The following is a 23353-nucleotide window of genomic DNA, read 5'->3' as shown; positions in this document are numbered from 1 at the left end:
CCTTCCGCCCTTCGGGCACCTTCCCCCTCCGGGGGAAGGAACAACTACTCCGCGGCCTTGCTGCGGGCGTCGAGTTCGGCGAGCACTTCGGCGGTGTGCTCGCCGAGCTTCGGCGCGGCGCGGATGGATTTCGGGCGGTGGTGGTCGAAGGAGATGGGCAGGCCGACGACCTTCAGCCCGCCCGGCTCGCCGTCGCGTGGGGCCAGCTCGTGCACGAGGTCGACCGCGCCGAGCTGCTCGGTGGCCACGAGCTCGCCGATGTTGTTGGCCGGGGCGTTGGGCACGCCGGCCTTCTCCAGCGCCTCCATCCATTCGGCGCGCGTCTTCTTGCGCATCGCCGCGGCGATCATCGGCAGCAGCTCGTCCTTGTTGGCGACGCGCTGGCCGCTTTTGGCGTAGCGCGGATCGGTCGCCCAGTCGGGATGACCCAGCACCGCCGCGCAGCGCGCCCACAGCCGGTCGTTGCCGGGCGCGAGGCAGATCGCCTTGCCGTCGGCGCAGTCGAAGGTCTGGTAGGGCACGATCACCGCGCCGCCGGTGCCGTGGCGCTTGGGCTCATTGCCGGTGGCGATATAGGAGTTGACCTGGCCCTCGACCCAGAACACCGCCGACTCGAACAGCGACGTGTCGACCAGGCAGCCCTTGCCCGTCCTGTCGCGCTGGCGCAGGCCGGCGAGCGCGCCGATGACGCTGAACATGCCGGTGGCCTTGTCGTTGATCGAGGCGCCGCAGAAGGTCGGCGGATCCTCGGGCCGGCCGGTGACGCTCAGCATGCCGCCATAGGCCTGCAGCAGCGCGTCGAAGCCCGGCTTCATGCGCATCGGCCCCTGGTAGCCGAAGGCCCAGATCGAGCAGTAGATCAGCCGGGGGTGCCGCTCGAGCATCGTCTCCGGCCCGATGCCGCATTCGTCGACCACGCCCGGCCGCAGGTTCTGGATCAGGACGTCCGAGGTCTCGCACAGGCGGTGCAGCGTCTCGACGTCGGCGGCGCGCTTGAGGTCGAGCATCACCGAGCGCTTGCCGCGATTCTGGCCGTAGAAATAGAGCGACGTCTCGCCGTCCGGCCCGTAGGGCGGACCCCAGATGCGCGCGTCGTCGCCGCCATCGGGCTTCTCGATCTTGATCACGTCGGCGCCCATGTCGGCGAACAGCGCGCCGGCCAGCGGCCCGGCCAGCGCCTGGCCGATCTCGATGACGCGGATCCCTTCGAGCGGCAATGTCACGACACGATCCTCCCTCTGCTGTCATCCTTCGCTGCGCTCGGGACGACAGTTAACTCCTATCACCTCATCCGCGAGCGCGGCTCGACATAACTGCGCAACACAGCGTTGATGCGCGTCGAGCAGGTCGGCGTCGAGCCGGCAGCGCAGGGCGATCGCATGGACTCTACCTTCCCCCGGAGGGGGAAGGTGCCCGAAGGGCGGATGGGGGATGTCGAAGACGAACGCTGGAGTCCGACTTCAACATCCTCCATCCGTCGCTCCGCGCCACCTTCCCCCTCCGGGGGAAGGTAAAGCCAGGTCAGACCGGCAGCCGGAAGAAGGCCCACGGATCGCGCATGAAGCGCGTGCGCGCGGCGCCCTGGGTGGACGGGTCCCACAGCGGCGCCGCGGCGCGGCGCTGGAAGATCATGTCACGCCGCACATCGGTCGTGTTGGCGGAGGTGCCGTGCGCGATGAAGCTGTGCGCGACGACGATGTCGCCGGCCGCGAGCCTCGGCACCACCATGCGTGCCTCGGGCCGCAGCGTCTTCTGGCCCGCGAGCTTGGCCTCGCCCCAATGGACCGGCTGGTCGACCGGAAGCCGCGCGAACAGCGCCGCGAGGCGCGCGTGCGAGCCGGGCCAGACGTGGAAGCCGCCCGAAGTGTCCGAGTCGACCGGCGTCAGCGCCACACCCAGCAGCACGTTGAAGACGCCCAGCGCCGGGCCGCTGCCGCCATCGACATGGAATGCGCGGCCGATGCGGGCGCGCGGCGCGAAGCCGGGCATGGTGGCGGCGAGCTGCACGGGCTCGAGCGGCGGCGCGCTGTCGAGGATCTCAGCCGTCAGCGGATCGAGCGCCGCATGCACGATCGCGCCGAATGCGGGATGCGCGCAGTGCCGGATCTCGCGCCACGACTCGTCCTTCGAGCGCTCCCAGTCGCCGCCCGGATGCAGCGCGGCGAGCGCCGACGCCGCCTCCTGCGCCGCGTGCAGCAGGCGGGGCTCAATCGCGCCCGACACGACCGTGTAGCCGTCGCGGACGAGCTCGGACCAGTGTCGCGTCTCGAACATGATGGCCGACTCTATCCCTCTCCGCCGCCCGGCGGAACGGCGCCCGATGACCCCCTCGCCCCGCTTGCGGGGAGAGGGAGGGACCCGTCGCGCGCAGCGCGATGGGAGGGTGAGGGGCTCGTGCGACGAACTGCGGCCGTGGTCAAATGAGGACCGGCCCCTCACCCCAACCCTCTCCCCGCAGGCGGGGAGAGGGAGGGAACCGACGCCCTACCCCGCAGCCGCCCGCCGGACCTTCGCCGCCTCGACCTGCCCGTGCTGGAAGCTGAAGCGGATGGTCTCGTCGGCCTCCAGCGTGCCGATGTCGATATGCCCATCCGGCTTGAAGACGACGCAGCGCCTGCCGATGCGCGCGCTGACCATGCCGCCCAGCGGCCCCTGGTTCTGGGCCAGCCCCTTGAGCGCGGTGTAGAACGGCTCGCCCAGCCAGGCGGCGGGCGCGCCGGGATCGACATGGACGACGACGTCGTTGCCCTGGCCGTAGAGCACGAGCTTCGACTTGCTGGGCCGCCATGCCTCGGGGAAGTCGGCGTGCAGCAGGAAGAGGCAGTTGAAGGTGCGGCACTCCTGCGGGCGGGTGTCGTAGATCTTGCAGCCCTTGGCCTTGTTGCAGTGACCGCACCAGACATCGGCCGGCTTCTTCAGCTCGGCGATGCCGACAACCTTGCAGCACAGCGTGCAGGAGCCGCAGGACTTGCCGGGGGCGGGTTGGGCGAGGTCGGTGGTCAAGGACGATGCTCCCGTCACTTCCTGTTGGGCGTCGATGGCAGCAATTCCACCTCGTCGATGATCTTGGCGGCGTCGGCGACCTTGATCTGCGCGACGCGTTGCGCGCTCTTGGCATTGGCTTCAGTCTGACGCACTCGGACCAGCTCGACCTGCAATTGCGGCTTCGCCGCTGGCGGTGCAACGGCCAGTGCCCTCTCCTTCGCCTGTACCGCCGCCGTCGCCTCGACCATCGCCTTGTCGGCGCGCGCTTCCGCATCCAGCAACGCGCGCGTCGCCGGGTCCTTCATCATGCGTTCAAGCGTCGGCTTCGAGATGGATCGGGCACCTGGTGGCGGCAGATTGATCCGCAAGGTGCCTAGTGACTCGCCACGTCGGCAGCCCGGACGGCCGTCCATGCAGATGCCGCTATCGGCGGTGTTGAGCACGCCCGACAATTGCTCGGCGGCGGTCTTGAAGCGATCGCTGGCCTCGCGTGGCATGGGTTCGACCGAAGCGGCGCGACGCATCTGCAGGCCGACACCACCGTAGAAATGCGATACGAGATAGAAGTTCTGGCCACCGCCACCCAGGCTGCCTGCAAGCCAATTCGCCTTCACACTCTTCGGTGCCGTCCAAGAGCGCTCCAGTGACAGGTAGAGCCGGATGCCCGCGGCCTTCAGATGGCGGGCGACGGCCAACATCTTGGCTGCCTCGCGAAACTCCCATAGCGCTCCGAGCGCCGCCGCGTACTGACCATAGCGCTCCGTCACGAATTGGCTGTAGCTCAACTGGGCGGCATAGGGCGTCTCGCTTTGATCCCATGGCCTTACCTGGATCAACATCTCCGCCTTGGTGAAGGAGATGATTCGACCGTTGGCAGAGACCTCGAGCTCGACTTTCTTGGGGTGAACCTGGATGGCGTTGATGCCGCCGTGCAGGCGCGCGGACATCTCTTGCGGTGTAGAGTTCCTCAGCTCCCATTCCATCATGGGCTGATGGAAGGGCAGCCGCTTCTTGAGGTCGACCGATCGGGCCAGCAGCTTGATGGCGAGGTCGGCCTCGAAGACGACGCGCGCGAGCTGCGTGTCTCGGTGCATCCCAAGGTACTTCGGTTCCGAGTAGAGGGCCGTGCCATACAGCGTCTCGGTGGTTCCCTCGGGGAAGAAGAAGACGCTGCCAACCCTGGTCTGAAACCGGTGCAGGCCCCGTTCGATGGCGTGGTCGACGTCCTCCTGACTCGAAAAGGGCCAACGTTCCCGCAGTAGTGTGTCGAGCGTCCTGCGAAGATCCTCGACGCTGTTGATCCTGTTGATGATGACATCCGCCTGGCGTCGTCCGAGTCCCTGATAGAGGAGGCGCTTGAGGATTTCCCGGACATCCTCCCAGATCTGCGGCAGGCTCGCGTGAAGGAACGACCTCCAGACGGCGGGATTGGCGTAGTACTTGCCCATGAGCTGCTCGGCCTCGGGCGAGTTCATCCGCCGTCGCAGCGACGAAAGCGCCTGCAGAGACTGCGGCGTCACGTCGAGGCTGAAGCCGGGGATGCTGCCATGCGCGCCGAGGTCGCCCCGTTCCTCGGGAAGCAGCAACGCCGCCGCGAGAAACTGCAGATAGGGAACCGGCCCCTGCGGACCGGCGGCGTTCATCCGGCCGAACAGTCGGACCGACTGGCCGTCGTCGCTGATGATCAGGTGGGTAAGCTCGTTGAATGCCAGCGCTGGTCGCGCCGCCTGCCCATGGACGTCTCCTGTCGCGGCAGAGACCAGCAAAAGCCAGGTCATCGCGCCGAGCAGAGTCTTCGAGCCCTGACGGAGCATGCGCTGCCTCCCCGGTTGGTTTGGGCACGCTAGCAGGACGCCTTTACTTTAAACACGGATTTTGGCTCACTTGAGGCTTCGTTTGTGATGCGGGTGTTGCGGAGCGCTTGGTCGGTTTGGGGGAGATCGATGTTTCGTGCGCTGATTGTGGCCTGCCTGGGCATGATCATGGCCGTGCCCGCCTTTGCCCAAAGCAAGGCGATCATTCCCAAGCCGGTAATCGATGCAGCACTAGTCAAGGAGGACTGCACCGTCACCATCGACCAGGCGATGGAGGACGCGCAGTCGTTCGACCTCGACACCAAGTTCAAGGTGGTCCTCGTCACCTGCTGGATGGCGGCCTACAACGTCGGAGGGCTGGTCTTCACGGTCGATCCTGCCCAACCTGCCCAGGCCAAGCTTCATCGCTTCCGCGAGTGGAATCGTGACAAGAAGTGGTGGACAACCAATGTGGTGTGGAACCCGGACTTCAACGAAGCCAGCAAGCGGCTCACCACTATGGCCCTGCATCGCGGCATCGGCGATTGCGGCGCCGGTGGCCATTACGAGTGGTCGGGCGGCGAATTCAAGCTGACGGGCTTCTGGTACAAGCCGCCCTGTGACGGCAAGGAGTTCAAGCTGGGGGACCCGCGATGGAAGCTGACGCCCCCACCATGACGGCTCGACGCCTTGGCCTTCCCGCCGGGCTGGGTCTATTGCTGATCACGGTGATGCCAGCCGACGCGGCTGCCCAGGAACCCTGTCCCGGCAAGGCGAATGCCTATGTCGTTCGACGAACGACGACGACCATGCCCGACGGCACGATCCGTAGGCGCGCGGTGTGCGACTGCAATGCCGGCTTCTACAACAAGGACGGCAAGTGCGTACCCGTGGTCCACCCCGGCGCGTCCATCACCCGTGAATATTATGAGGACGCGGTGCGCGATCGCGACCGCCTGCGCGACCTGGCCGACAAGTTGCAGGCCAAGATCACCGAGGTCCAGCGCTGGCGCCGCGATCTGCGTGCCGACGCCCAGGAATGGGCCGATCTGCGGCGCGATGCTGCTGCCGGCGTGTTCTCGGACATCCTGTCGGCGATCCCGGCGGAGGCGCTCGCCCCGCACATCGCGCAGGCCGGTCTCGCCGCGCGCATTCCGGACTTCGAGACCAAGTTTATGGCCGCCTTCAATGCCGTCAAAGGGCTGGTTGGCGTGACCGAAGGCGTCATCGGCATGCGGCAGCCGGACGCCGAGCGCATGAAGCTGATCGCCGAAGGCAATCTCTCGCTCACCAAGGCGATGCAACTGGTGCCCGACACGCCGGCTAATGCCAAGACGCGCCGCATTCTGGCCGGCGCCAACGCAATGCTCGAGATCGTGGTCAAGGGAATCGCGCATTCGCAACGGCAGCCCACCAAGGACTGGACGCTGGAGCTGAGCGCATTCGCCGAGCTTGTCGGCGAGGTGTGGGGTGTCGCCAACCCCTATGTCGGCGCGAGCGTGGCCGTGGCCAAGCTCGGCGTGCGCGGTGCCCAGGCCTATGTCGCCACCTCGGCGATGAACGATCTTGCACCGGTGCTGAACGCCAATTTCAACGCCGAGGTGTTCCTGCGTGCCAAGCTCGAACGGACCAATGGCTTCATCGTCGAGCAGAATCGGCTGATCAATCTTTACGAATCGGCGAATCCTGGGGCCAAGCGCTGACTTCCGCGCCGTGGTAGGCTGCTCGTGAGTTTCGGGAGCAACGAGATATATCGCGGAGGACATGCCATGAACGACGCGGCCCTTGCCCTGCACGAGCGCGCGGACGCGCTGGAGGCGCGCAAGTCGCGCGAGCTCGACTACCTCGTCGTGAAGTCGCGCATCCACAGCCTGGCCGAGGCGGATTTCAGCCCGCCGCCCAATGCCGGCGCGATGCTGAAGGCCAACTCCAACCTGCGCATCCTGATGGGCGACGATCCGCGCCTGCCGAAGATGCCGGAGAAGCCGACGCTGATCGACTTCTTCAAGCTGCGCTTCGGGCCCAGCATGCACCTGCTGCAGAGCGCGCGGCACGCGGTGAAGGGTGGGCTGTCGGAGAAGATGGTGCTGGCCTGCCTGCTGCACGACATCGCCGCCGCCGGCTTCATCCGCGGCGATCACGGCTACTGGGGTGCGCAGCTCGTCGAGCCCTATGTCGACGAGGAGGTGACCTGGGCGATCCGCGCCCACCAGGTGCTTCGCTTCTACGCCGATCCCGCGGTGGGCTACGAGTATCCGCAATCCTACGTCACGCTGTTCGGCGCCGACTACGTGGTCGATCCGTATATCGAGGCGGACTACCAGCGGATGCGGAACCACAAATGGTACATGTCGGGCCGCATGATCACCGTGCACGACATCTACTCGTTCGACCCCGATGTGCATGTCGAGCTCGAGGAGTTCGAGGACATCATCGGCCGCAACTTCAAGCAGCCGGAAGAGGGCCTGGGCTTCGACAACAGCCCGGTCGCGCATATGTGGCGCGCGATGATCCGGCCGGCGAAGTATCTGTGAGGCCCACGCCGTGGCCGAGGCGTTGATTGTCATCCCGAGCGCAGCGAGGGATCCAGGCATCTCCCTGGATCCCTCGCTGCGCTCGGGATGACAGAGACGCTCGGGATGACAGAAGCGCCATGACCACCGCCGCCGCCCGCTTCCGCACCCACGAGGTGCCCGACGACCTGCTCGCCGCCATCGACTGGTGCTACGAGCAGGGCTGGACGGATGGATTGCCCGTGGTGCCGCCGGTGGTCGAGCGCGTGAAGGCGATGCTGGCAGCCGACGCGCGGCCGGCCGGGACGGTGATCTGCCGTCATCCCGCCACCGGGCTCGACCTGTCGCTGCACGCCGCCGCGGTCAACGCGGTGATGGCGGGTTGCCTGCCCGAGCATTTCCCGGTGCTGGTCGCCGCCTACGAGGCGATGGACCAGGAGGGCTTCAACTTCCACGGCTCGACCGCCAGCACCGGCGGCTCGGCGCCGCTCCTGATCGTCAGCGGCCCGTACGCCGACGAAATCGGCATGAACAGCGACGTCAACCTGTTCGGCCCCGGCAATCGCGCCAACGCCACGATCGGCCGCGCCGTGCGGCTGATCCTGCGCAACGTGTTCCAGATGCTGCCGGGCATCTCCGACAAGTCGACTCAAGGCAATCCCGGCAAGTACAGCCTGTGCATCGCCGAGCGCTCGCGCGGCAATCCTTGGCCGCTGCTGTGCGAGGCGCAGGGCTACGCCAAGGGGACGTCGAGCGTCACCTGCTACGCCGCCGGCGGCTTCTGCAATGTCGAGAACCACGGCGGCAACACGCCCGAGCAGGTGCTGGGCTCGGTCGCCGACGCCATGGCCAATTACGGCTGCATCACGCTCGGCCAAAGCGTGGTGATCCTGGCGCCCGAGCACATGCAGATCGTCGGCGATGCCGGCTGGTCGCGCGAGCGGGCGCAGGATTTCCTGTTCACCCAGGCCAAGCGCTCGGTCGAGGGCATGAAGGGCGTCGGCAAGTACCGGGAACGCGAGTATGAGACTCAGCACGGCGAGGCTGCGCACCAGCTCACCGAAGCGGGCTTCATCCATCGCGGGCTGACGCCCGAGGATATCCTGATCACCATGGGCGGCGGCGATGCCGGAGGCCACTCCTGCTTCCTGCCCTCGTGGAGCCGCGGTCGCGGCTCGATCATGCAGCACAAGCCGATCACCGTCAGGAGCTAACGCCATGCAGCTCTACTCGCCGATGTCGACCACGCCCAAGCGCGCGGCGATCCGCGCGCCCAGGCTCGCGAAGATCGACGGCATGCGCATCGGCATCCTCGAGAACGGCAAGCTCAACGCCGAGGAGATGCTGAACGAGGTCGCCGCGCTCTTCGTGCAGCGTCACGGCTGCACGGTGCGCACGCTGGCCTCGAAGAAGAACGCCAGCGCGCCGGCGCCGGGCAACACGCTGACCTCGGTCGCGCAGGAGGTGGATTTCCTCATCACCGGCCTGGGCGATTGAGGGTCCTGCTCGACGTGCAGTCTGCACGACGGAATCACCTTCGAGCAGCTGGGCAAGCGCGCGGTGGTGCTGTGCACCACGCCGTTCGAGGTCACGGCGCGCAACATCGCGCGCGTGCTCGGCCTGGCCGACTATCCCTTCCTCACGGTGCAGCACCCGATCGGCAGCTGCACCTTGCCCGAGCTGAAAGAGCGCGCCGAGGTCGCCTACCGACAGGCGCTGCCCATCCTGCTGGAGTAGGCCATGCCGACACTCGAAGCCTTCCAGGCCGCCAAGTCCGCGCCGACCGATCTTGGCCCCGCGCTCGAAGCGCTGTGGTGGCTGCGCCAAGGCGACTGGAGCAAGGCGCACGAGACCGTGCAGGGCCACGAGGGCGAGGCCGATTGCGACGTGGTGCACGCGCATCTGCATCGCCAGGAAGGCGACATGAGCAACGCCAGCGGCTGGTACCGCCGCGCCGGCCGCCCGGTGTCCAAGCTCACACTCGAGGAGGAGTGGACGCAGCTGGCGACGGAGATGCTGGGAAAGCGCACCCTGTCATCCTGAGCGAAGCGAAGGATCTCGCAGTCGACCAATCGCAATACCGCCAGGTCCTTCGCTCCGCTCAGGACGACAGCGAGGGCGCTACGCCCGATAGAACGGCTTGTCGCCGCAGACCGTGACGCGGTGGCCGTAGCGGCGCTGTGGGTAGTAGTCGAACATCGCGTGGTGCTGGGTGCAGCGATTGTCCCAGAACGCCACCGAGTCGGCCTGCCAGCGGAAGCGGCACTGGAACTCCGGCGTCTCGATGTGGCGATAGAGCATCTCGAGCAGCGCGTCGCTCTCGACCTTGCGCAGCTGCGGGATGCGGAGCGTGAAGCCGCGGTTGACGAACAGCGCCTGCCTGCCGGTCACCGGATGGGTGCGCACGATCGGATGCTCGGCGTTGGGGAACTTGATGTCGTCGCGATCGGTGGCCTTGACGCGGTAGTAGTGCGCCTTGGAGCTGTCGTGCAGCGCCGTCAACCCCTGCAGCATCCGCTTGATCGGGTCGGAGAGCGTCTCGTAGGCGCGGTACATGTTGGCGAACAGCGTGTCGCCGCCACCGCCTTCCGGCACCTCGGTGAGATAGAGGATCGAGCCCATCGGCGGCTCGCGATCGCACGAGACGTCGGTGTGCCACTCCTCGCCGGCGACGTGCTTGCTCTTCTCGTCGGCCTTGATCACCAGGATCTCGGGATGGTCGGGAAACTCGATCGGCGCGTTGGGATGCGTGTGCAGCGGCCCGAAGCGGCGGCCGAAATCCTTGTGCTGGTCGATGCTCATCTTCTGGTCGCGGAAGAAGACCACGAGATTGTCCATCAGCGCGTCATGCACTTCCTGGAACTGCTGGTTGCCGAGCGGCTTGCCGAGATCGACGCCGAAGATCTCCGCGCCGATGGTGGGGGTGAGCTTGCGCACGTCGATGGTCTGGTAGGCCATGGGCTTCCTCCGCGTGGTCGACCGCCGTTGTAGGCCCGCCGCCGCCGCCGCGCCCGGGCAAAGTCGACAGAGTCCGTATTGCGGACTAGGCTCTTCCTGTCATCCCGAGCGCAGCGAGGGATCCAGGCTGCATCCTGGATTCCTCGCTGCGCTCGGGATGACAGGAGATTCAGGAGTCTCCACCGCCATGCCCGGTCAAACCGTCATCGAGCCGATCGCCCGCGCCTTCGCCGTGCTGGAGGCGCTGAACCGAAGGCGTTCGACCACGCTCACGGTGCTGGCGGCCGAGACCGGGCTGAAGCGGCCGACCCTGGTGCGCCTGCTGCACACGCTGATCGCCCTGGGCTACGCCGCGCGCGTCTCGCGCGAGGCGGGTTACCGGCTGACCGATCGCGTGCTGAACCTGGCCGGCGGCGTGCGCTTCATCGACCACCTGGTCGACGCCGCCATCCCGCACATGAGCGGCTTCACGCGCGAGCACGGCTGGCCGCTGTATCTCGCGACGCCCAGCGCCGGCGCCATGGTGGTGCGCCATTCGACGGCGCCCGAGAGCCCGATGTCGTTCGAGGCCGCCGGCTACAACCGCAAGAGCCCGATGCTGGTGGGCGCGCTGGGCCGCGTCTGGCTGGCCTTCTGCCCGGACGAGGACCGCCGCGCCGTGCTGCGCAGCATCGGCGTGCGCCAGGGCCCGGCGCTCGGCGCCGCGCTCGAGCGCATCCGCCGCGACGGCTACGCCTTCACCGTGCCGCCCAGGCCGTTGCGCCTGCACGGCATGGCCGTGCCGATCAGGCAGGGTGCGCGCGTGCTGGGCTGCATCTCGATGCGCTTCCCGCGCTCGGCATTGAGCGAGCCGCAGGCCGGCGAACGCTACGCCGGACCGCTGACCGCCATGGCCCGCGCCATCGCCGCCGATGTCGCGAAGGCCGCCTCTGTCATCCCGAGCGCAGCGAGGGATCCAGGCAGCAGCATGGATTCCTCGCTGCGCTCGGGATGACAGCGATCACGCTGTCGTGCCGCCATCGACCGGCAGGGCGGCGCCGGTGATGAAGCTCGCCTCATCCGACAGCAGGAACAGGGCTGCGTTGGCGATCTCCTCCGGCCGCGCCGGGCGGCCCATGGCGTTGGCGCCCGCGCGAAGGCGCACCAGTTCCTCAGGATCGCGGCCCTGGGTGCTCTGCTGGTCGGGCCGCGCCACGAAGACGCGCAGCATCGGCGTGTCGGTGGCGCCCGGGCAGATGGCGTTGACGCGCACGCCGTCCCTCGCGACGCGCTTGGCCAGCGCGCGCACGAAGCCCACCACACCGAACTTCACCGCCGAGTAGATCGGGCTGAACTGCGAGCCCTGCAGGCCCGAGGTCGAGGCGGTGAACAGCAGGCTGCCGCCGCCGCCACGCGCCTTGATTTCCGGCAGCGCGGCTTCCGTGGTGACGATCTGCGAGCGCAGGTTGAGATCGACGGCGAGGTCGAAATCCTTCCAGTCCATGCCCTCGACCGCGGCCGGCCCGGGATGGCCGAGATGGTTCCACACGAAGTCGAGCCCGCCGAACGCCTTCGCCGTCTCGCGCACGATGCGCCGCGCGTTGTCGTCCTGGCGCAGGTCGGTGGCGATGCCGATCGCCTTGCCGCCCGCCGCCTCGATCTCCTTGACGACGGCGTCGACGGCGGCCTGGTCGATATCGACGACGCCGACCTTCGCCCCCTCCTTCGCGAAGCGGATCGCGCCGGCCCGGCCCATGCCCGAGCCGGCGGCGGTGACGATGCCGATCTTGTTGGCCAGGCGCATGGTGTCTCCTCCTCCGCTCCTGTCATGTATGGACGGCCCCCGTTTCGCAAGGTGTGAGTAGCGACGTTTGGCGAGCAGGTAGGAGCAGTCATGTATGCGACCTGTGTGTGCGGCAGTGAGAGCCGCTGGCCAAGAAGGTATCCGTGGCCGTGATCTCCAATCATCCCGACGCCCTCGAGGGGCGATGACAGCAGGGAGTGTTCCCGGTCCGGTAGGCCTACCGATTTCGCCATCTATCGTTGCTGGCTCCTTGCGAAGGGTTGGCGCCGGCTCGTCGTCTCAGGCGGCGAGCGGAGCGCGATAGGGCTGGTTGTCCCTGAGCATGGCCCACAGGATGCGGGCGGTGCGGGCGGCCTGGGCGACGGCCAGCACCTTCTTCTTGTGCTGGCGCGCCATCAGGCGGCGCAGCCAGGGCGAGGCTTTGTCGGGCTGGCGGGCGACGTGGCGCAGCCAGGCGGTGGCGCCGAGCACGAGCAGGCGGCGCAGGGTGCGGTCGCCTTGCTTGGTGATGGCGCCGAGGCGTTGCTTGTCGCCGCTCGACTGGTCGTGCGGCGTCAGGCCGAGCCAGGCGGCGAAGTCGCGGCCGCTCTTGAACATCGCCGGATCCGGCATGGTGGCGAGCAGGGCATGGGCGGTGAGCGGGCCGACCCCGGGCGCGCTCCCCAACAGCAGCGCCCGGGCGTCGGCCCGCGCTTCAGCCACGATGCTTGCCTGCAGCTCCTCGATCGTCGTCTCGAGCTGGGCATGATGGGCCGCGAGGCTGCGCGCAGACATCAGAGCCGAGCGCGGCAGCCCTGCCGTGTCCTCGCCGATCGCCGCCAGCAGCTGATCCAGGCCGCGCTTGCCGACCGGCGCCACGATGCCGAACTCGCCCAGCAGCGCGCGCAGGGCGTTGGCCGTCTGCGTGCGCTGGCGCACCAGCAGCTCGCGGCTGCGATGCAGCGACAGCGCCGCCTGCTGCTCCACCGTCTTCAGCCGCACGAAGCGCATGTCTGGACGGCTCATCGCCTCGCAGCACGCCTCAGCGTCGCGCCCGTCGTTCTTGTTGCGCTTGACGTAGGGCTTCACGTAGGCCGGCGGCATCAGCCGAACCTCGTGGCCCAGACCCTGAAGCACCCGCCCCCAGTGGTGCGCCGAGCCGCACGCCTCCATGCCGATGGTCGCCTTCGGCAGCCCGGCGAAGAACTCCGCCATCCGCGCCCGCTTCAGGCGACGACGCAACACCACCTTGCCGCTGGCGTCGCGGCCATGCAGCTCGAAGACGTTCTTCGCGATGTCCAGTCCGATCGTGATAGCCTGTTCCATGGACGGTCCCCTTTGACTGGCTGCTTCAACGACACCAGTGTGGCACGCTCGATGCCGTTTGGGGGCCATCCACCCCATCATCCCGAGCGCAGCGAGGGATCTGGATTCCTCGCTGCGCTCGGAATGACAGTGCCGTACTAAGCCTTGTTCGGATTGATCAGGTACTTCTCACCCGTGGCGCGCTTGCTGTAGGCGACGATGTTGTCGAGCTGCAGCGCCTCGGGCAGCGACACGACCTTGGTGTAGTGGCTGGCGAAGGTCGTCTTCAGCTCCGACACCACGCGCTGGCGCAGGCGCAGCTGCTCGGGCCGGCCGATCTTCTGCAGGAATGGGGTGAGCAGCCAGCCGCCGATGCCCCAGGCGATGCCGAAATTGCGCGTCACCTCCATCGGCCCGGTATTGAGGCTGCCGTAGACATAGACCTGCTTGTGCACGTTGGAGCCGTAGCGGCTGTACTCCTTGGCCGTCTTGTTGATGGCGATCTCCATCGCCGTCAGGATCTGCCCGGCCAGCTTGCCGCCGCCGATGGCATCGAAGGCGATGGTGGCGCCGGTCTCGACCAGCGCCTGCACCAGGTCGTCCATGAAAGTCGGCGCAGTCGAATCGACGACATACCTGGCGCCGATGCCGCGCAGCAGGCTGGCCTGCTCGGCGCTGCGCACGATGTTCACCAGGCCGATGCCGTCCTTCAGGCAGATCTTGTTCAGCATCTGGCCGAGGTTCGAGGCCGCCGCCGTATGCACGAGCGCCTTGTGGTTCTCGCGCTTCATCGTCTCGGTCATGCCCAGCGCGGTGAGCGGGTTGACGAACCACGACGCGCCGTCGGCGGCGCTGGTACCCTCGGGCAGCGCCTGGCACTCGACGGCCTTGATCCTGCGGTACTGCGCGTACATCGCGCCGCCGACCATCGACACCGTCTTGCCCAAGAGCGCCTGCGCCGCTTCCGATTCGCCCGCCTTCACCACCGTGCCGGCGCCCTCGTTGCCGACCGGCATCGACTGGTCGAGCCGCGCGGCGAGGAACGGCAGCGCCGGCGCCGGGATCTGCGCCTTGACGACGATGCCCTCGCCGCTGCCCGACGCCGTGGCCTGGCTCATGTCGGCCGGGCCGATCAGCAGGCCGAGGTCCGAGGGGTTGATCGGCGTCGCCTCGACCCTGACCACGACCTGATCGGGGCCGGGCTCGGGGATGTCGACCTTGGCCAGCGAGATCTCCAGCTCGCCGCCCTTGCTGATCTTGGATCGAAGCTCCAGTGCCGTGCTCATGCGTGTCCTCCTGTGGTGGCGACACGATGCCCAGCGCGCCCGACGCGAACAAGCGTTCCGTGTTGCATCGCGGCCCGGCTATAAGCGGGGCGGTACCAGGTATGGGAGAGCGACGATGCGTGGCGTAACCATGATGCTGGCGGCGGCGCTGATCGGGACAGCGTCACTGGCGCAGGCCCAGTCGACCGTCGAGCGCGGCCGCTATCTCGTCGAGACCATCGCGGCCTGCGGCAATTGCCACACGCCCAAGGGGCCGCAGGGCGACCTGCCCAGCATGGCGCTGGCCGGCGGCTTCGTGATCGAGGAGCAGCCCTTCACGGCCATCGCCTCGAACATCACCCCCGACCCCGAGACCGGCATCGGCCGGTGGACCGACGACCAGCTGTTCCTGGCGATCCGCGAGGGCAAGCGCCCGGACGGCTCGATCATCGGACCGCCGATGCCCTTCGGCATGTATCGCGGCCTCGCCGACGCCGATGTGCGGGCGATGATCGCCTATCTGCGCACGGTGAAGCCGATCCGCAACGCGGTGGCGAAGTCGACCTACCGCATGCCCCTGCCGCCGACCTACGGCCCGCCGGTGGGCGAGGTGAAGGCGCCGCCGCGCGGCGACAGGGTCGCCTATGGCGCCTATCTCGCCGGCCCGATGGGCCACTGCACCGAGTGCCACACGCCGCCCAAGGCCGACCACTCGCCCGATTTCGCCAAGCTCGGCGCCGGTGGCCGGCCGTTCACCGGACCGTGGGGCACCTCGGTCTCCTCCAACATCACGCCGCACAGGGAGGTCGGCATCGCCGACTGGAGCGACGCGCAGATCGCGCGCGCCATCCGCACCGGCGTGTCGAAGGACGGCCGCAAGCTCTTCCCGCCGATGCCCTATTCCTACTACGCGCGAATCGGCGATGACGACATGGCGGCGCTGATCGCCTATCTGCGCTCGCTGCCGCCGTCGCGCGCCAACTAGTGGCCCCCTGTCATCCCGAGCGCAGCGAGGGATGACATCGTGCCCTCGTCCATGGATCCCTGGCGAGTCGCGACCGGCGGGCTGGCGGCGACGTTCATCGGCAACGGGCTCGGCCGCTTTGCCTACACGCCGCTGATTCCGGTGCTGATCGCCGCCGGATGGTTCGCGCCGGCCGAGGCCTCCTACCTCGCTGCCGCCAACCTCGCGGGCTACCTCGTGGGCGCGCTGATCGCCGACCGCCTGTCGCGCGCGATGACGGGCACCGATGCAATCCGTCTCGCGGCCGCCCTGACCGCGGTCAGCCTGCTGGCGTGCGGCTGGAATGTCGGCTTCGTGTGGTACGCCGGGTGGCGCTTTCTCGCCGGCGTCACCGGCGGCGTGCTGATGGTGCTGGCCGTGCCGGTCGTGCTGGCGGTGACGGCCCCTGACAGGCGTGGCCGCGCAGCCGGCGTGGTGATCACCGGCATCGGCGTCGGCATCACCGCCTCGGGTCTGATCATCCCGGCGCTCGCCGCGGCGGGACCGCGCATCGTCTGGCTGGCGCTGGCCGCCGCCGCCGCCGCGCTCACCGCCTATATCTGGTTCGCCATCCCGCGCGAGCGCGTCGGTCTCGCCGCGACGGCGGCGCCCCCGCGTCGGCTTCCGCGCGCCGTGTGGCCGCTGCTCGCGGCCTATGGCTGCGACGCGATCGGCTTCATCCCGCACACGGTGTTCTGGATCGACTTCATCGCCCGCGCGCTCGGCCACGGCCTCGAGAACGGCGGCATGCACTGGATCGTCTTCGGCGGCGGAGTGGTGATCGGCCCCTTGCTGTGCGGCCTCTTCGCCGACCGCTTCGGGCTGGGTCTCGCCTTCGTTCTGTCGATGCTGGCGAAGGCCGCCGCGGTCGGCCTGCCGCTGGTCTCGACGCACCCGGCGGCGCTGTTCGCCTCTTCGCTGATCGTCGGCATGCTGGTGTCGGGCTCGACCTCGCTGTGCTCCGCCTGGGTCGCCGAGCTCGTCGGGCTGGCCGACCACCGCCGCGTCTGGGGCTGGATGACAGGCGCCTTCGGCGTGGCGCTGGCGGGAGGCGCCTGGGCGCTGTCGCACATCTTCGCGCTCACCTCGGCCTACATGCCGCTGTTCGCCGTCGGTGCCGGCGCGCTGGTGATCGGCGTCGTCCTGGGCGGCATCGCCCTGCGTCTGCGATCCGACTCACCCTGACCACGAGACCATGGCATCCTGCGCGCCTATGGGCGTCGCGGAGGCTGTTCGTGAAGGGCGGCATGCGTGATCGAGGGATGCGCGGACCGGTCGCGGCGCTGATCGTCGCCGCGGCGCTGTCGCTCGGCGTGTCCGCTGCCCGGTCGCAGACCACGCCGACCCGCGATCCACCCAGCCGCGAGCGCACGGCGGCGCTGGTACCGCTGCTGGAGCTGCAGGACATGATCTTCGCTGCGCGCGTAGCGCGCGGCGGCATGACGGCGCCACAGGCCGATGCCGCACTGAAGGCACAGGCGACGGCCTGGCTGCGCGACGCACCCGCGGTCACCGAGGCCGATCTCGTGCGATCGCTGCGCGACGAGGCCAGGCTGCTGCTCGACCACGCTGTCCTGCGCGTTGGCGCCGCCACACGTTGGCCGGCAAACACCGACACGGCGCGGGCCAGCGAGCGGCTCGAGCAGCTGGGGCGGCACCTGCGCGACTCGCCAGCAACGCAGACGGCGCTCTACGAGATCCTCGTCGCCGCGGTGGAGGTGATCGGCTGGACCGAGGGCCGCGCCACGCTGGAGCCGACACACAATCCTTTCGCCGCCAGCTACGAGCGCGCCATGCTTGCGGCGGTCCCGTCTTCGGCGTCGGGCGTCTCGCAGCCGCCGCCGACGACCAGGCCAGCGTCACCGCCGCCAGCACTCCCGCCGGGCACCCTGAAGCTGGTGTACTTCGGTCTCTACGACGATCGCGTCGGTCCGCGCGGCATCGCGGCCAGCGGCAGGCCCGACGGCCGCTTCGTGCTGACCATCGATGTCGGCAAGCTGAGCTCTCGGGAGCTGATGCATATCGCGCTGCAGGCGATGGACGCCAGTAGCCGGCCGGTCGGGCCGATCTGGCACACCAAGGATCCGGCACAGCCATTGCTGCTGGTCGTGGCCGGCGATCAGTGGCTGAACACGCAGCACGCCGGCGGGCTGGCGACGCTCGAAGGCCCGGAGGTCGACCTGATTCTGTTCGCCGACAACGCGCCCGAACCCGCCGCGGTGAACGCCTTCATCGTCGAGGTCGGCTTCGCCGACGGCTCGATCGCGCGACAGCTCGCGAAATCGCGCTGAGGCTCCGTCGTGCCTACACCGCCTCGAGCGGCGCGTTGAGGTTGACCGCGCCGGGCACGATGATGCCGCCGCGATCGCCGATATCGACCTTCCCATACCGCTGGGCGAAGACCGGTGGCAGCGGCCGCGCACCGGGCACGGCGAGCCACAGGCGCAGCAGATGGCGACGCTTGTCCGGCTCGGGCCAGTCCTCGAAGCCGGTGCGGTCGTGCAGCAGCGTGTGGTTGTGCACGAACTGCATGTCGCCGGGCTTGAACTCCATATGCAGGTTGAGCGCCGGATCGTTGGTGAGATCGTCGAACAGGTTGAGCGCCTCGATCGTCTGCGGCGTCAGACGCGGCACGCCCTCGATGCGCTGGGCGCTGTCGATGTACTGGCGCTGGTAGATCGCGGTGAGGTGGCCGGCGTGCCAGCTGAACACCGGGATCTCGAACCACGGCTTCATGCCCGCCGGCACCTCGCCGCGCCGGTCGGTGGCGACGGGCTCGAACAGCAGCGCCAGCAGATCGGGACGGCGCTTGCGCATCTCGTTGAAGATCGTCGTCGAGCTCACCAGCGTCGACAGCCCGCCGCGCCTGGCCGTCTTCAGGCACAAGAGCGCCACCACATCGCAGGAATCGGTGTGATAGGTCTGCCGCTCGTTGGTCTGGTAGATGCGCACATTGGGATCGGCGCTGCTCAGCCCCAGGTCCTTTACGTGGCCGAGCACGTGTCCCCTGGCGTTCTGCGAGCGCGCGTTGCCGAGATGCGCGCCGATGCCGAAGTAGGCCGTCGCCGCCTCGCGCATGCTCCAATCTGCCAGCGGCAGGCCGCGCAGCAGGAAGAAGCCGCGACCCTCGAGCAAATCCTCGCGCGCCGCTCTCAGCTTCGGGCCCAGCGTCGGCAGGGGAAAGTCATGCGCGGTGATCGCCGCGATATCGGCCTCGCGCGCCACCAGCGGCCGGGTCGCGGCCACGATCTCGGCCAGATCGTCGGTCGAGAGCGGCACGATCCAGTCAGTGCGCCTGGCCATCTCGGGCCCGTACCAGGCGGCGGGACCGGTCTGCTCGGGAGGAAGATCGGCTGGGCTCATCTCACGCACTCGCAAGCGCTGACACGACGGCGTCGCCCATGCCTATGGTCGACAGGGCGGGCGCGCCCTTGGCGGCAAGATCGGCCGTCCGCGCGCCCGACGCCAGCACCTTGTCGACGGCGCGCTCAAGCCTCGCCGCGTCCTCGGCCTGGCCCAGGGTCTCGCGCAGGCACATGGCGAAGCTCAGGATCGCCGCCAGCGGATTGGCCAGCGACTTGCCGGCGATGTCGGGAGCGCTGCCGTGGATCGGTTCGTAGAGCGCGCGGCGGCGGCCATGCTGATCCTTTGCCGAGAGCGAGGCCGAGGGCAGCATGCCGAGCGAACCGGTGATCATCGCGCCGCAATCCGACAGCAGGTCGCCGAACAGGTTGTCGGTGACGATCACGTCGAACTGCCTGGGCCAGCGGATCAGCTGCATGGCGCAATTGTCGGCCAGCATGTGATGCAAGGTTACGTCGGCGAACTCCGCATCGTGCACGCGCTGCACGATGCGCCGCCACATCGCGCCCGCTTCCATCACGTTGGCCTTGTCGACGGAATGGACATGGCCCGGCTTGCCCTCGGCCTTGCGCTGGCGCGCCAGCTCGAAGGCGAAGCGCGCCACGCGCTCGACCTCCTTCGTCGTATAGACATGCGTGTTCACACCGCGCTCGCTGCCATCGGCGAGCTTTTCGACGCCGCGCGGCTCGCCGAAATAGACGCCGGCGGTGAGCTCGCGCACGAACACCAGGTCGACGCCGTCGACCACTTCGGGCTTCAGCGACGAGGCCGACAGCAGCGCCGCATTGGCCTTGATCGGTCGCAGATTGGCGAAGACATCGAGCGCCTTGCGCATGGTCAGCAGGCTGCCCTTCTTGCGCTCGGCAGCCGAGATTGTCGCCTGCTGGGCGAGCGAGCCGGTGGCGCCGAACAGCACCGCGTCGGCCGCATTGATCTCGGCCCAGGTCTCGTCCGGCATCAGGCTGCCGAACCTCTCCCACGAGGCCATGCCGAACGGCCGCTCGCGGATCTCGATCGGCGCCTGCCTCCGGTCGCGGAACCATTCGGCGACCTTGCGCACCTCGCCCATGACCTCCGGCCCGATGCCGTCGCCGGGCAGGATCAGCAGGCGGTAGGTGTTGGCGGCCGGCATGACGGAACTCCTGACGTGAAGGCGGCGGAGGATCGGCCGGTGGCCGGCCTCGCGTCAACCCGCGGTCTGGCCGGGCACGTATACGTACTCAAGTTTCAGCCCGTCGGGATCGGCGAAGAACACCGCATAGTAGCCTTGGCCGTACTGCGGATAGTCGGCGGGCGCGTCGAGGATGCGCGCACCGATGCGTCGCAGCTCGGCATGGAGACGGTCGACATCGTCGCGACTCCCGGCCGCCCAGGCGACGTGGTGCAGGCCGGGCGTGTAGCGGTCATGCGTGACGTCGCGTCGCGCCGGCTTGATGCCGATGCCGCAGAACAGGCCTGGTACTTCGCGATCCCAGTCGAAGCCGTCGGCCTGCTCGCGCGTGCGGCGATAGCCCATGAAGCCCAGCACCGCGTCGTAGAACGGTGCCGAGACCGCGAGGTCGCGAACCGTGAGGTCGAGGTGATGCATCAGACCGCGCATGGCGCCTCCACCACCCAGAGATCGCGGATCTGGCCCGGTCGGCGCTCGAGACCGGCGCGCCGGACGGTCATGCCCATGGCGCGCGCCACCGCCTGCGAGCGCAAATTGTCGGGACGGATCAGCGCGCCGATGCGCGGCAAGCCTGCGCTGGCGAAACCCCAGTCGAGCGCCGCGCGCGCCGCCTCGCGAGCATAGCCCTTGCCCTGCGTGTCAGGATGCATGGTCCAGATCGTGTCGGTGATCGACAGGCTCTCCATCCAGCGCAGGCCGCAATGACCGACCAGCCGGCCGCTGGCGCGCTCGATCACCGCCCATGGCGCGTAGCCATGGGCCTCCCAGCGCCGGTCGTACTCGGCGATCTGCGCGCGCTGCTGCGCGACCGGGTCCCCGGTCGGCGCCGGCATCAGCCAGGCATCCACGTCAGGATGATAGCGGACCCCGGCATAGGCCTCGGCATCGGCCATGGTGAACGGCCGAAGATGCAGTCGCGCCGTGACGACGGTGGGACGCATGCTTCAGACCTGGTTGGCGCGCGGGTCGGCATTGCCCAGGATGTCGAACCCCTTGCCGGCATTGATGTCCTGCTGCTGGGTCCGGATCAGATTGCCCTGGTCGACGGTCGCGCCTTCTGACTTCGCCTCGCGCTGCATGGCGAAGCGACGGGTGAGAAAGTCGACTGTGACGCTGTCGCTCTTGAACACGCCGCCCAGGATGGTCTGGTAGCGTTCGTCCGTCAGCACGCTGGCGGCCCCGTAGCCGTGCACGAAGCAGACCGCGCGGCTGCCAGGTGCTGCCAGGACAGGCGCCATCAGCCCGGCACCACCGAGCGGCGCGATGCGTCGCATCAACGTCATGTGTTCCTCCTGGAGCGCCAGGTGGCGGCGTCGATATCGTAGCGCACGACATCGAGGCCCTTGTAGTGGCCATCGGGGCCGCGATTCATGCCCAGCCGCTTCATCAGTCCCCAGGAGCGCACATTGGTCTCCCGCGTGATCGCCAGGATCGACTTCAGCCCGACGACGTCGAAGCCGAAATCCAGCGACGCCGTGGCCGCCTCGCGCGCATATCCGACGCCGTGCAGGTCGGGGTGGAAGGCGTAGAGCACCTCGGTGCCGTCGAACTCGGGCAGGAAGCGCAGGCCGACATGTCCGACGAGCCGGCCCTCGCACGACGCGTCGTTGCCGAGCGCCAGGCGTTCGAATGCCCCCCAAGGCGCGTAGCCGCGTCCGCTCCAGTCGGCGGCAAAGGCGGCGATCGTGGCCAGTGCGCGCTCGCCCGGCTCGCCTTGCGATACCGGCAGCCACTGCGTGACGGCGGGATGAAACCGCATCGCCATATAGGCTTCGGCGTCGGCAGGCACGAGGGGACGCAGGATCAGGCGCGAGGTGACGACGGTGCTCATGCCGACACTCTAGCCGACAGGCGAACTGCCAGCCTCGACTCGCGCCAAACGCCTGTCCATGATCCGGTAAACGACCGTTCACCCGAGGAGCGCGCCATGGACTTCGACATACCCGCCGAGATCGCCGCGTATCTGCGCGAGCTCGACGCCTTCATCGAGCGCGAGATCCGGCCGCTGGAGCAGCAGGACGACAATATCCGCTTCTTCGACCATCGTCGCGAGCACGCGCGCACCGACTGGGACAATGACGGCCAGCCGCGCCGCGAATGGGAAGCCCTGCTGATGGAGATGCGCCGGCGCGCCGACAAGGCGGGCCATCTGCGCTTCGCCCTGCCCAGGGCGCTGGGCGGCAAGGACGGCTCCAACCTCGCCATGGCGATCATCCGCGAGCATCTCGCGCACAAGGGGCTGGGCCTGCACAACGACCTGCAGAACGAGAGCTCGATCGTCGGCAATTTCCCGGTGGCCCTGCTGCTGCACCATTTCGGTACGGCGGAGCAGAAGGAGCAGTTCATCGAGCCGATGTTCGCCGGCCAGAAGCGCGTCGCTTTCGGCCTGACGGAACCCGGACACGGCTCCGACGCCACCTTCATGGAGACCACCGCGGTCAAGCAGGGCGGCGACTGGGTGATCAACGGCATGAAGCGGTTCAACACCGGCATGCACACCGCGACGCACGACCTGGTCTTCGCGCGCACGTCGGGCAAGGCGGGCGACGCGCGCGGCATCTCCTGCTTCCTGGTGCCGGTGAGCACGCCGGGCTTCAAGGTCGAGTACATGTGGTGGACCTTCAACATGCCGAGCGATCACGCCGAGGTGTCGCTGAGCGACGTCAAGGTGCCGGCCTCGACCATGCTGGGCGCCGAGGGCCACGGCCTCGACGTGGCGCAGACCTTCGTGCACGAGAACCGCATCCGCCAGGCCGCCTCGTCGCTGGGCGCGGCGCAGTACTGCATCGACATGAGCGTGGCATACGCCAACCAGCGTGTCGTCTTCGGCAAGAAGCTCTCGAGCAACCAGGCGATCCAGTTCCCGCTCGCCGAGCTGCACACCGAGGCCGAGATGGTGCGCGGGCTGGTGCGCAAGACCGCCTGGTATCTCGACCGCGAGCACCACATGGATGTCAGCCCCTGGGTGGCGATGGCCAATTATCGCGGCAACCGCCTGTGCTGCGACGCCGCCGACCGCGCCATGCAGGTGCATGGCGGCGTCGGCTATTCCCGACATTTCCCATTCGAGCACATCTACCGCCACCACCGGCGCTACCGCATCACCGAGGGCTCGGAGGAGATCCAGATCCGCCGCATCGCCGGCTCGATGTTCGGTTACTGGGGTACCCAGAGGAAGCCCAAGGCGGCGGAATAGCTCCCTCTCCCCGCCTGCGGGGAGAGGGAGGGATGACGA

General features: G+C 68.3%; 26 protein-coding genes. 12 read left to right on the top strand and 14 right to left on the bottom strand.

Annotation, left to right across the window (positions count from 1 at the left end; genetic code table 11):
* Positions 1 to 44 precede the first annotated feature (44 nt).
* From KF889_10775 to KF889_10760, 4 genes are all read right to left on the bottom strand, one after another.
* Positions 45 to 1223: a CoA transferase gene (locus KF889_10775; GenBank protein ID MBX3499918.1), complete on the bottom strand. Its 1179-nt coding sequence runs from the start codon at positions 1221 to 1223 to the stop codon at positions 45 to 47.
* Positions 1224 to 1521: 298 nt separating this feature from the next.
* A complete protein-coding gene (locus KF889_10770; protein MBX3499917.1) occupies positions 1522 to 2274 on the bottom strand; it encodes a phytanoyl-CoA dioxygenase family protein in 753 nt (250 codons plus the stop codon).
* Between the two features lie 210 nt (positions 2275 to 2484).
* A complete protein-coding gene (locus KF889_10765; protein MBX3499916.1) occupies positions 2485 to 3003 on the bottom strand; it encodes a hypothetical protein in 519 nt (172 codons plus the stop codon).
* Between the two features lie 14 nt (positions 3004 to 3017).
* A complete protein-coding gene (locus KF889_10760) occupies positions 3018 to 4799 on the bottom strand; it encodes a hypothetical protein (GenBank protein MBX3499915.1) in 1782 nt (593 codons plus the stop codon).
* 129 nt (positions 4800 to 4928) lie between these two features.
* Here KF889_10760 and KF889_10755 point away from each other — a divergent pair, with 129 nt between their 5' ends.
* The 7 genes from KF889_10755 to KF889_10725 all read left to right on the top strand — a co-directional run bounded on the left by KF889_10755 (position 4929) and on the right by KF889_10725 (position 9334).
* Positions 4929 to 5456, top strand: coding sequence for a DUF1176 domain-containing protein (locus KF889_10755; GenBank protein MBX3499914.1), 528 nt, complete (start codon positions 4929 to 4931; stop codon positions 5454 to 5456).
* On the top strand, positions 5432 to 6481 hold the full coding sequence (locus KF889_10750) for a hypothetical protein (GenBank protein ID MBX3499913.1): 1050 nt from the start codon (positions 5432 to 5434) through the stop codon (positions 6479 to 6481). The genes KF889_10755 and KF889_10750 overlap by 25 nt, the downstream gene beginning before the upstream one ends.
* A 66-nt stretch (positions 6482 to 6547) precedes the next feature.
* Positions 6548 to 7312: a hypothetical protein gene (locus tag KF889_10745; protein MBX3499912.1), complete on the top strand. Its 765-nt coding sequence runs from the start codon at positions 6548 to 6550 to the stop codon at positions 7310 to 7312.
* A gap of 119 nt (positions 7313 to 7431) precedes the next feature.
* The gene (locus KF889_10740) at positions 7432 to 8505 is read left to right on the top strand and encodes a hypothetical protein (protein ID MBX3499911.1); all 1074 of its coding nucleotides are present in this window, start codon (positions 7432 to 7434) and stop codon (positions 8503 to 8505) included.
* 4 nt (positions 8506 to 8509) lie between these two features.
* The gene (locus KF889_10735; protein ID MBX3499910.1) at positions 8510 to 8788 is read left to right on the top strand and encodes a hypothetical protein; all 279 of its coding nucleotides are present in this window, start codon (positions 8510 to 8512) and stop codon (positions 8786 to 8788) included.
* Positions 8789 to 8851: 63 nt separating this feature from the next.
* Positions 8852 to 9028 (top strand): hypothetical protein, encoded by a 177-nt coding sequence (locus KF889_10730; GenBank protein ID MBX3499909.1) that lies wholly within the window; start codon positions 8852 to 8854, stop codon positions 9026 to 9028.
* 3 nt (positions 9029 to 9031) lie between these two features.
* A complete protein-coding gene (locus KF889_10725) occupies positions 9032 to 9334 on the top strand; it encodes a hypothetical protein (GenBank protein MBX3499908.1) in 303 nt (100 codons plus the stop codon).
* Between the two features lie 78 nt (positions 9335 to 9412).
* On the opposite strand, the gene KF889_10720 is transcribed toward KF889_10725, so the two are convergent.
* Entirely contained in the window at positions 9413 to 10249 is an 837-nt protein-coding gene (locus KF889_10720; GenBank protein ID MBX3499907.1) for a TauD/TfdA family dioxygenase, read from the bottom strand.
* Between the two features lie 187 nt (positions 10250 to 10436).
* Here KF889_10720 and KF889_10715 point away from each other — a divergent pair, with 187 nt between their 5' ends.
* Entirely contained in the window at positions 10437 to 11243 is an 807-nt protein-coding gene (locus KF889_10715; GenBank protein MBX3499906.1) for a helix-turn-helix domain-containing protein, read from the top strand.
* A 6-nt stretch (positions 11244 to 11249) separates the two neighbouring features.
* On the opposite strand, the gene KF889_10710 is transcribed toward KF889_10715, so the two are convergent.
* From KF889_10710 to KF889_10700, 3 genes are all read right to left on the bottom strand, one after another.
* Positions 11250 to 12032, bottom strand: a complete 783-nt coding sequence (locus KF889_10710; protein ID MBX3499905.1) for an SDR family oxidoreductase — start codon at positions 12030 to 12032, stop codon at positions 11250 to 11252.
* Positions 12033 to 12311: 279 nt separating this feature from the next.
* Positions 12312 to 13337: an IS110 family transposase gene (locus KF889_10705; protein MBX3499904.1), complete on the bottom strand. Its 1026-nt coding sequence runs from the start codon at positions 13335 to 13337 to the stop codon at positions 12312 to 12314.
* Between the two features lie 137 nt (positions 13338 to 13474).
* Positions 13475 to 14602 carry a zinc-binding dehydrogenase gene (locus tag KF889_10700; GenBank protein ID MBX3499903.1) on the bottom strand — a complete coding sequence of 376 codons (1128 nt, stop codon included), beginning with the start codon at positions 14600 to 14602 and terminating at the stop codon, positions 13475 to 13477.
* A 115-nt stretch (positions 14603 to 14717) separates the two neighbouring features.
* On the opposite strand from KF889_10700, the gene KF889_10695 reads away from it, so the two are divergent.
* From KF889_10695 to KF889_10685, 3 genes are all read left to right on the top strand, one after another.
* Positions 14718 to 15566, top strand: coding sequence for a c-type cytochrome (locus tag KF889_10695; GenBank protein MBX3499902.1), 849 nt, complete (start codon positions 14718 to 14720; stop codon positions 15564 to 15566).
* Between the two features lie 39 nt (positions 15567 to 15605).
* Positions 15606 to 16769: a YbfB/YjiJ family MFS transporter gene (locus tag KF889_10690; GenBank protein ID MBX3499901.1), complete on the top strand. Its 1164-nt coding sequence runs from the start codon at positions 15606 to 15608 to the stop codon at positions 16767 to 16769.
* 77 nt (positions 16770 to 16846) lie between these two features.
* The gene (locus KF889_10685) at positions 16847 to 17875 is read left to right on the top strand and encodes a hypothetical protein (protein MBX3499900.1); all 1029 of its coding nucleotides are present in this window, start codon (positions 16847 to 16849) and stop codon (positions 17873 to 17875) included.
* A 13-nt stretch (positions 17876 to 17888) separates the two neighbouring features.
* Here KF889_10685 and KF889_10680 read toward each other — a convergent pair whose 3' ends face one another.
* The 6 genes from KF889_10680 to KF889_10655 are packed head-to-tail and all read right to left on the bottom strand — an operon-like array spanning position 17889 to position 21949.
* The gene (locus KF889_10680) at positions 17889 to 18947 is read right to left on the bottom strand and encodes a TauD/TfdA family dioxygenase (protein ID MBX3499899.1); all 1059 of its coding nucleotides are present in this window, start codon (positions 18945 to 18947) and stop codon (positions 17889 to 17891) included.
* A 1-nt stretch (position 18948) separates the two neighbouring features.
* Complete coding sequence (gene leuB, locus KF889_10675; protein MBX3499898.1) at positions 18949 to 20079, bottom strand: 3-isopropylmalate dehydrogenase; 1131 nt, start codon at positions 20077 to 20079, stop codon at positions 18949 to 18951.
* Positions 20080 to 20133: 54 nt separating this feature from the next.
* Positions 20134 to 20547 carry a VOC family protein gene (locus KF889_10670; protein MBX3499897.1) on the bottom strand — a complete coding sequence of 138 codons (414 nt, stop codon included), beginning with the start codon at positions 20545 to 20547 and terminating at the stop codon, positions 20134 to 20136.
* The gene (locus KF889_10665) at positions 20535 to 21059 is read right to left on the bottom strand and encodes a GNAT family N-acetyltransferase (GenBank protein MBX3499896.1); all 525 of its coding nucleotides are present in this window, start codon (positions 21057 to 21059) and stop codon (positions 20535 to 20537) included. The genes KF889_10670 and KF889_10665 overlap by 13 nt, the downstream gene beginning before the upstream one ends.
* A 3-nt stretch (positions 21060 to 21062) precedes the next feature.
* Positions 21063 to 21401, bottom strand: a complete 339-nt coding sequence (locus KF889_10660) for a hypothetical protein (protein MBX3499895.1) — start codon at positions 21399 to 21401, stop codon at positions 21063 to 21065.
* Entirely contained in the window at positions 21398 to 21949 is a 552-nt protein-coding gene (locus tag KF889_10655; protein ID MBX3499894.1) for a GNAT family N-acetyltransferase, read from the bottom strand. Before KF889_10655 ends, KF889_10660 begins: the two co-directional genes overlap by 4 nt.
* Positions 21950 to 22045: 96 nt before the next feature.
* Here KF889_10655 and KF889_10650 point away from each other — a divergent pair, with 96 nt between their 5' ends.
* Positions 22046 to 23314: an acyl-CoA dehydrogenase family protein gene (locus tag KF889_10650; GenBank protein ID MBX3499893.1), complete on the top strand. Its 1269-nt coding sequence runs from the start codon at positions 22046 to 22048 to the stop codon at positions 23312 to 23314.
* Positions 23315 to 23353 lie beyond the last annotated feature (39 nt).

Source organism: Alphaproteobacteria bacterium (assembly GCA_019635875.1).
Classification (GTDB): domain Bacteria; phylum Pseudomonadota; class Alphaproteobacteria; order Reyranellales; family Reyranellaceae; genus JAFAZJ01.
Note: the sequence above shows the minus strand (reverse complement) of the source record. Positions and strands in the feature narration are given on the sequence as shown.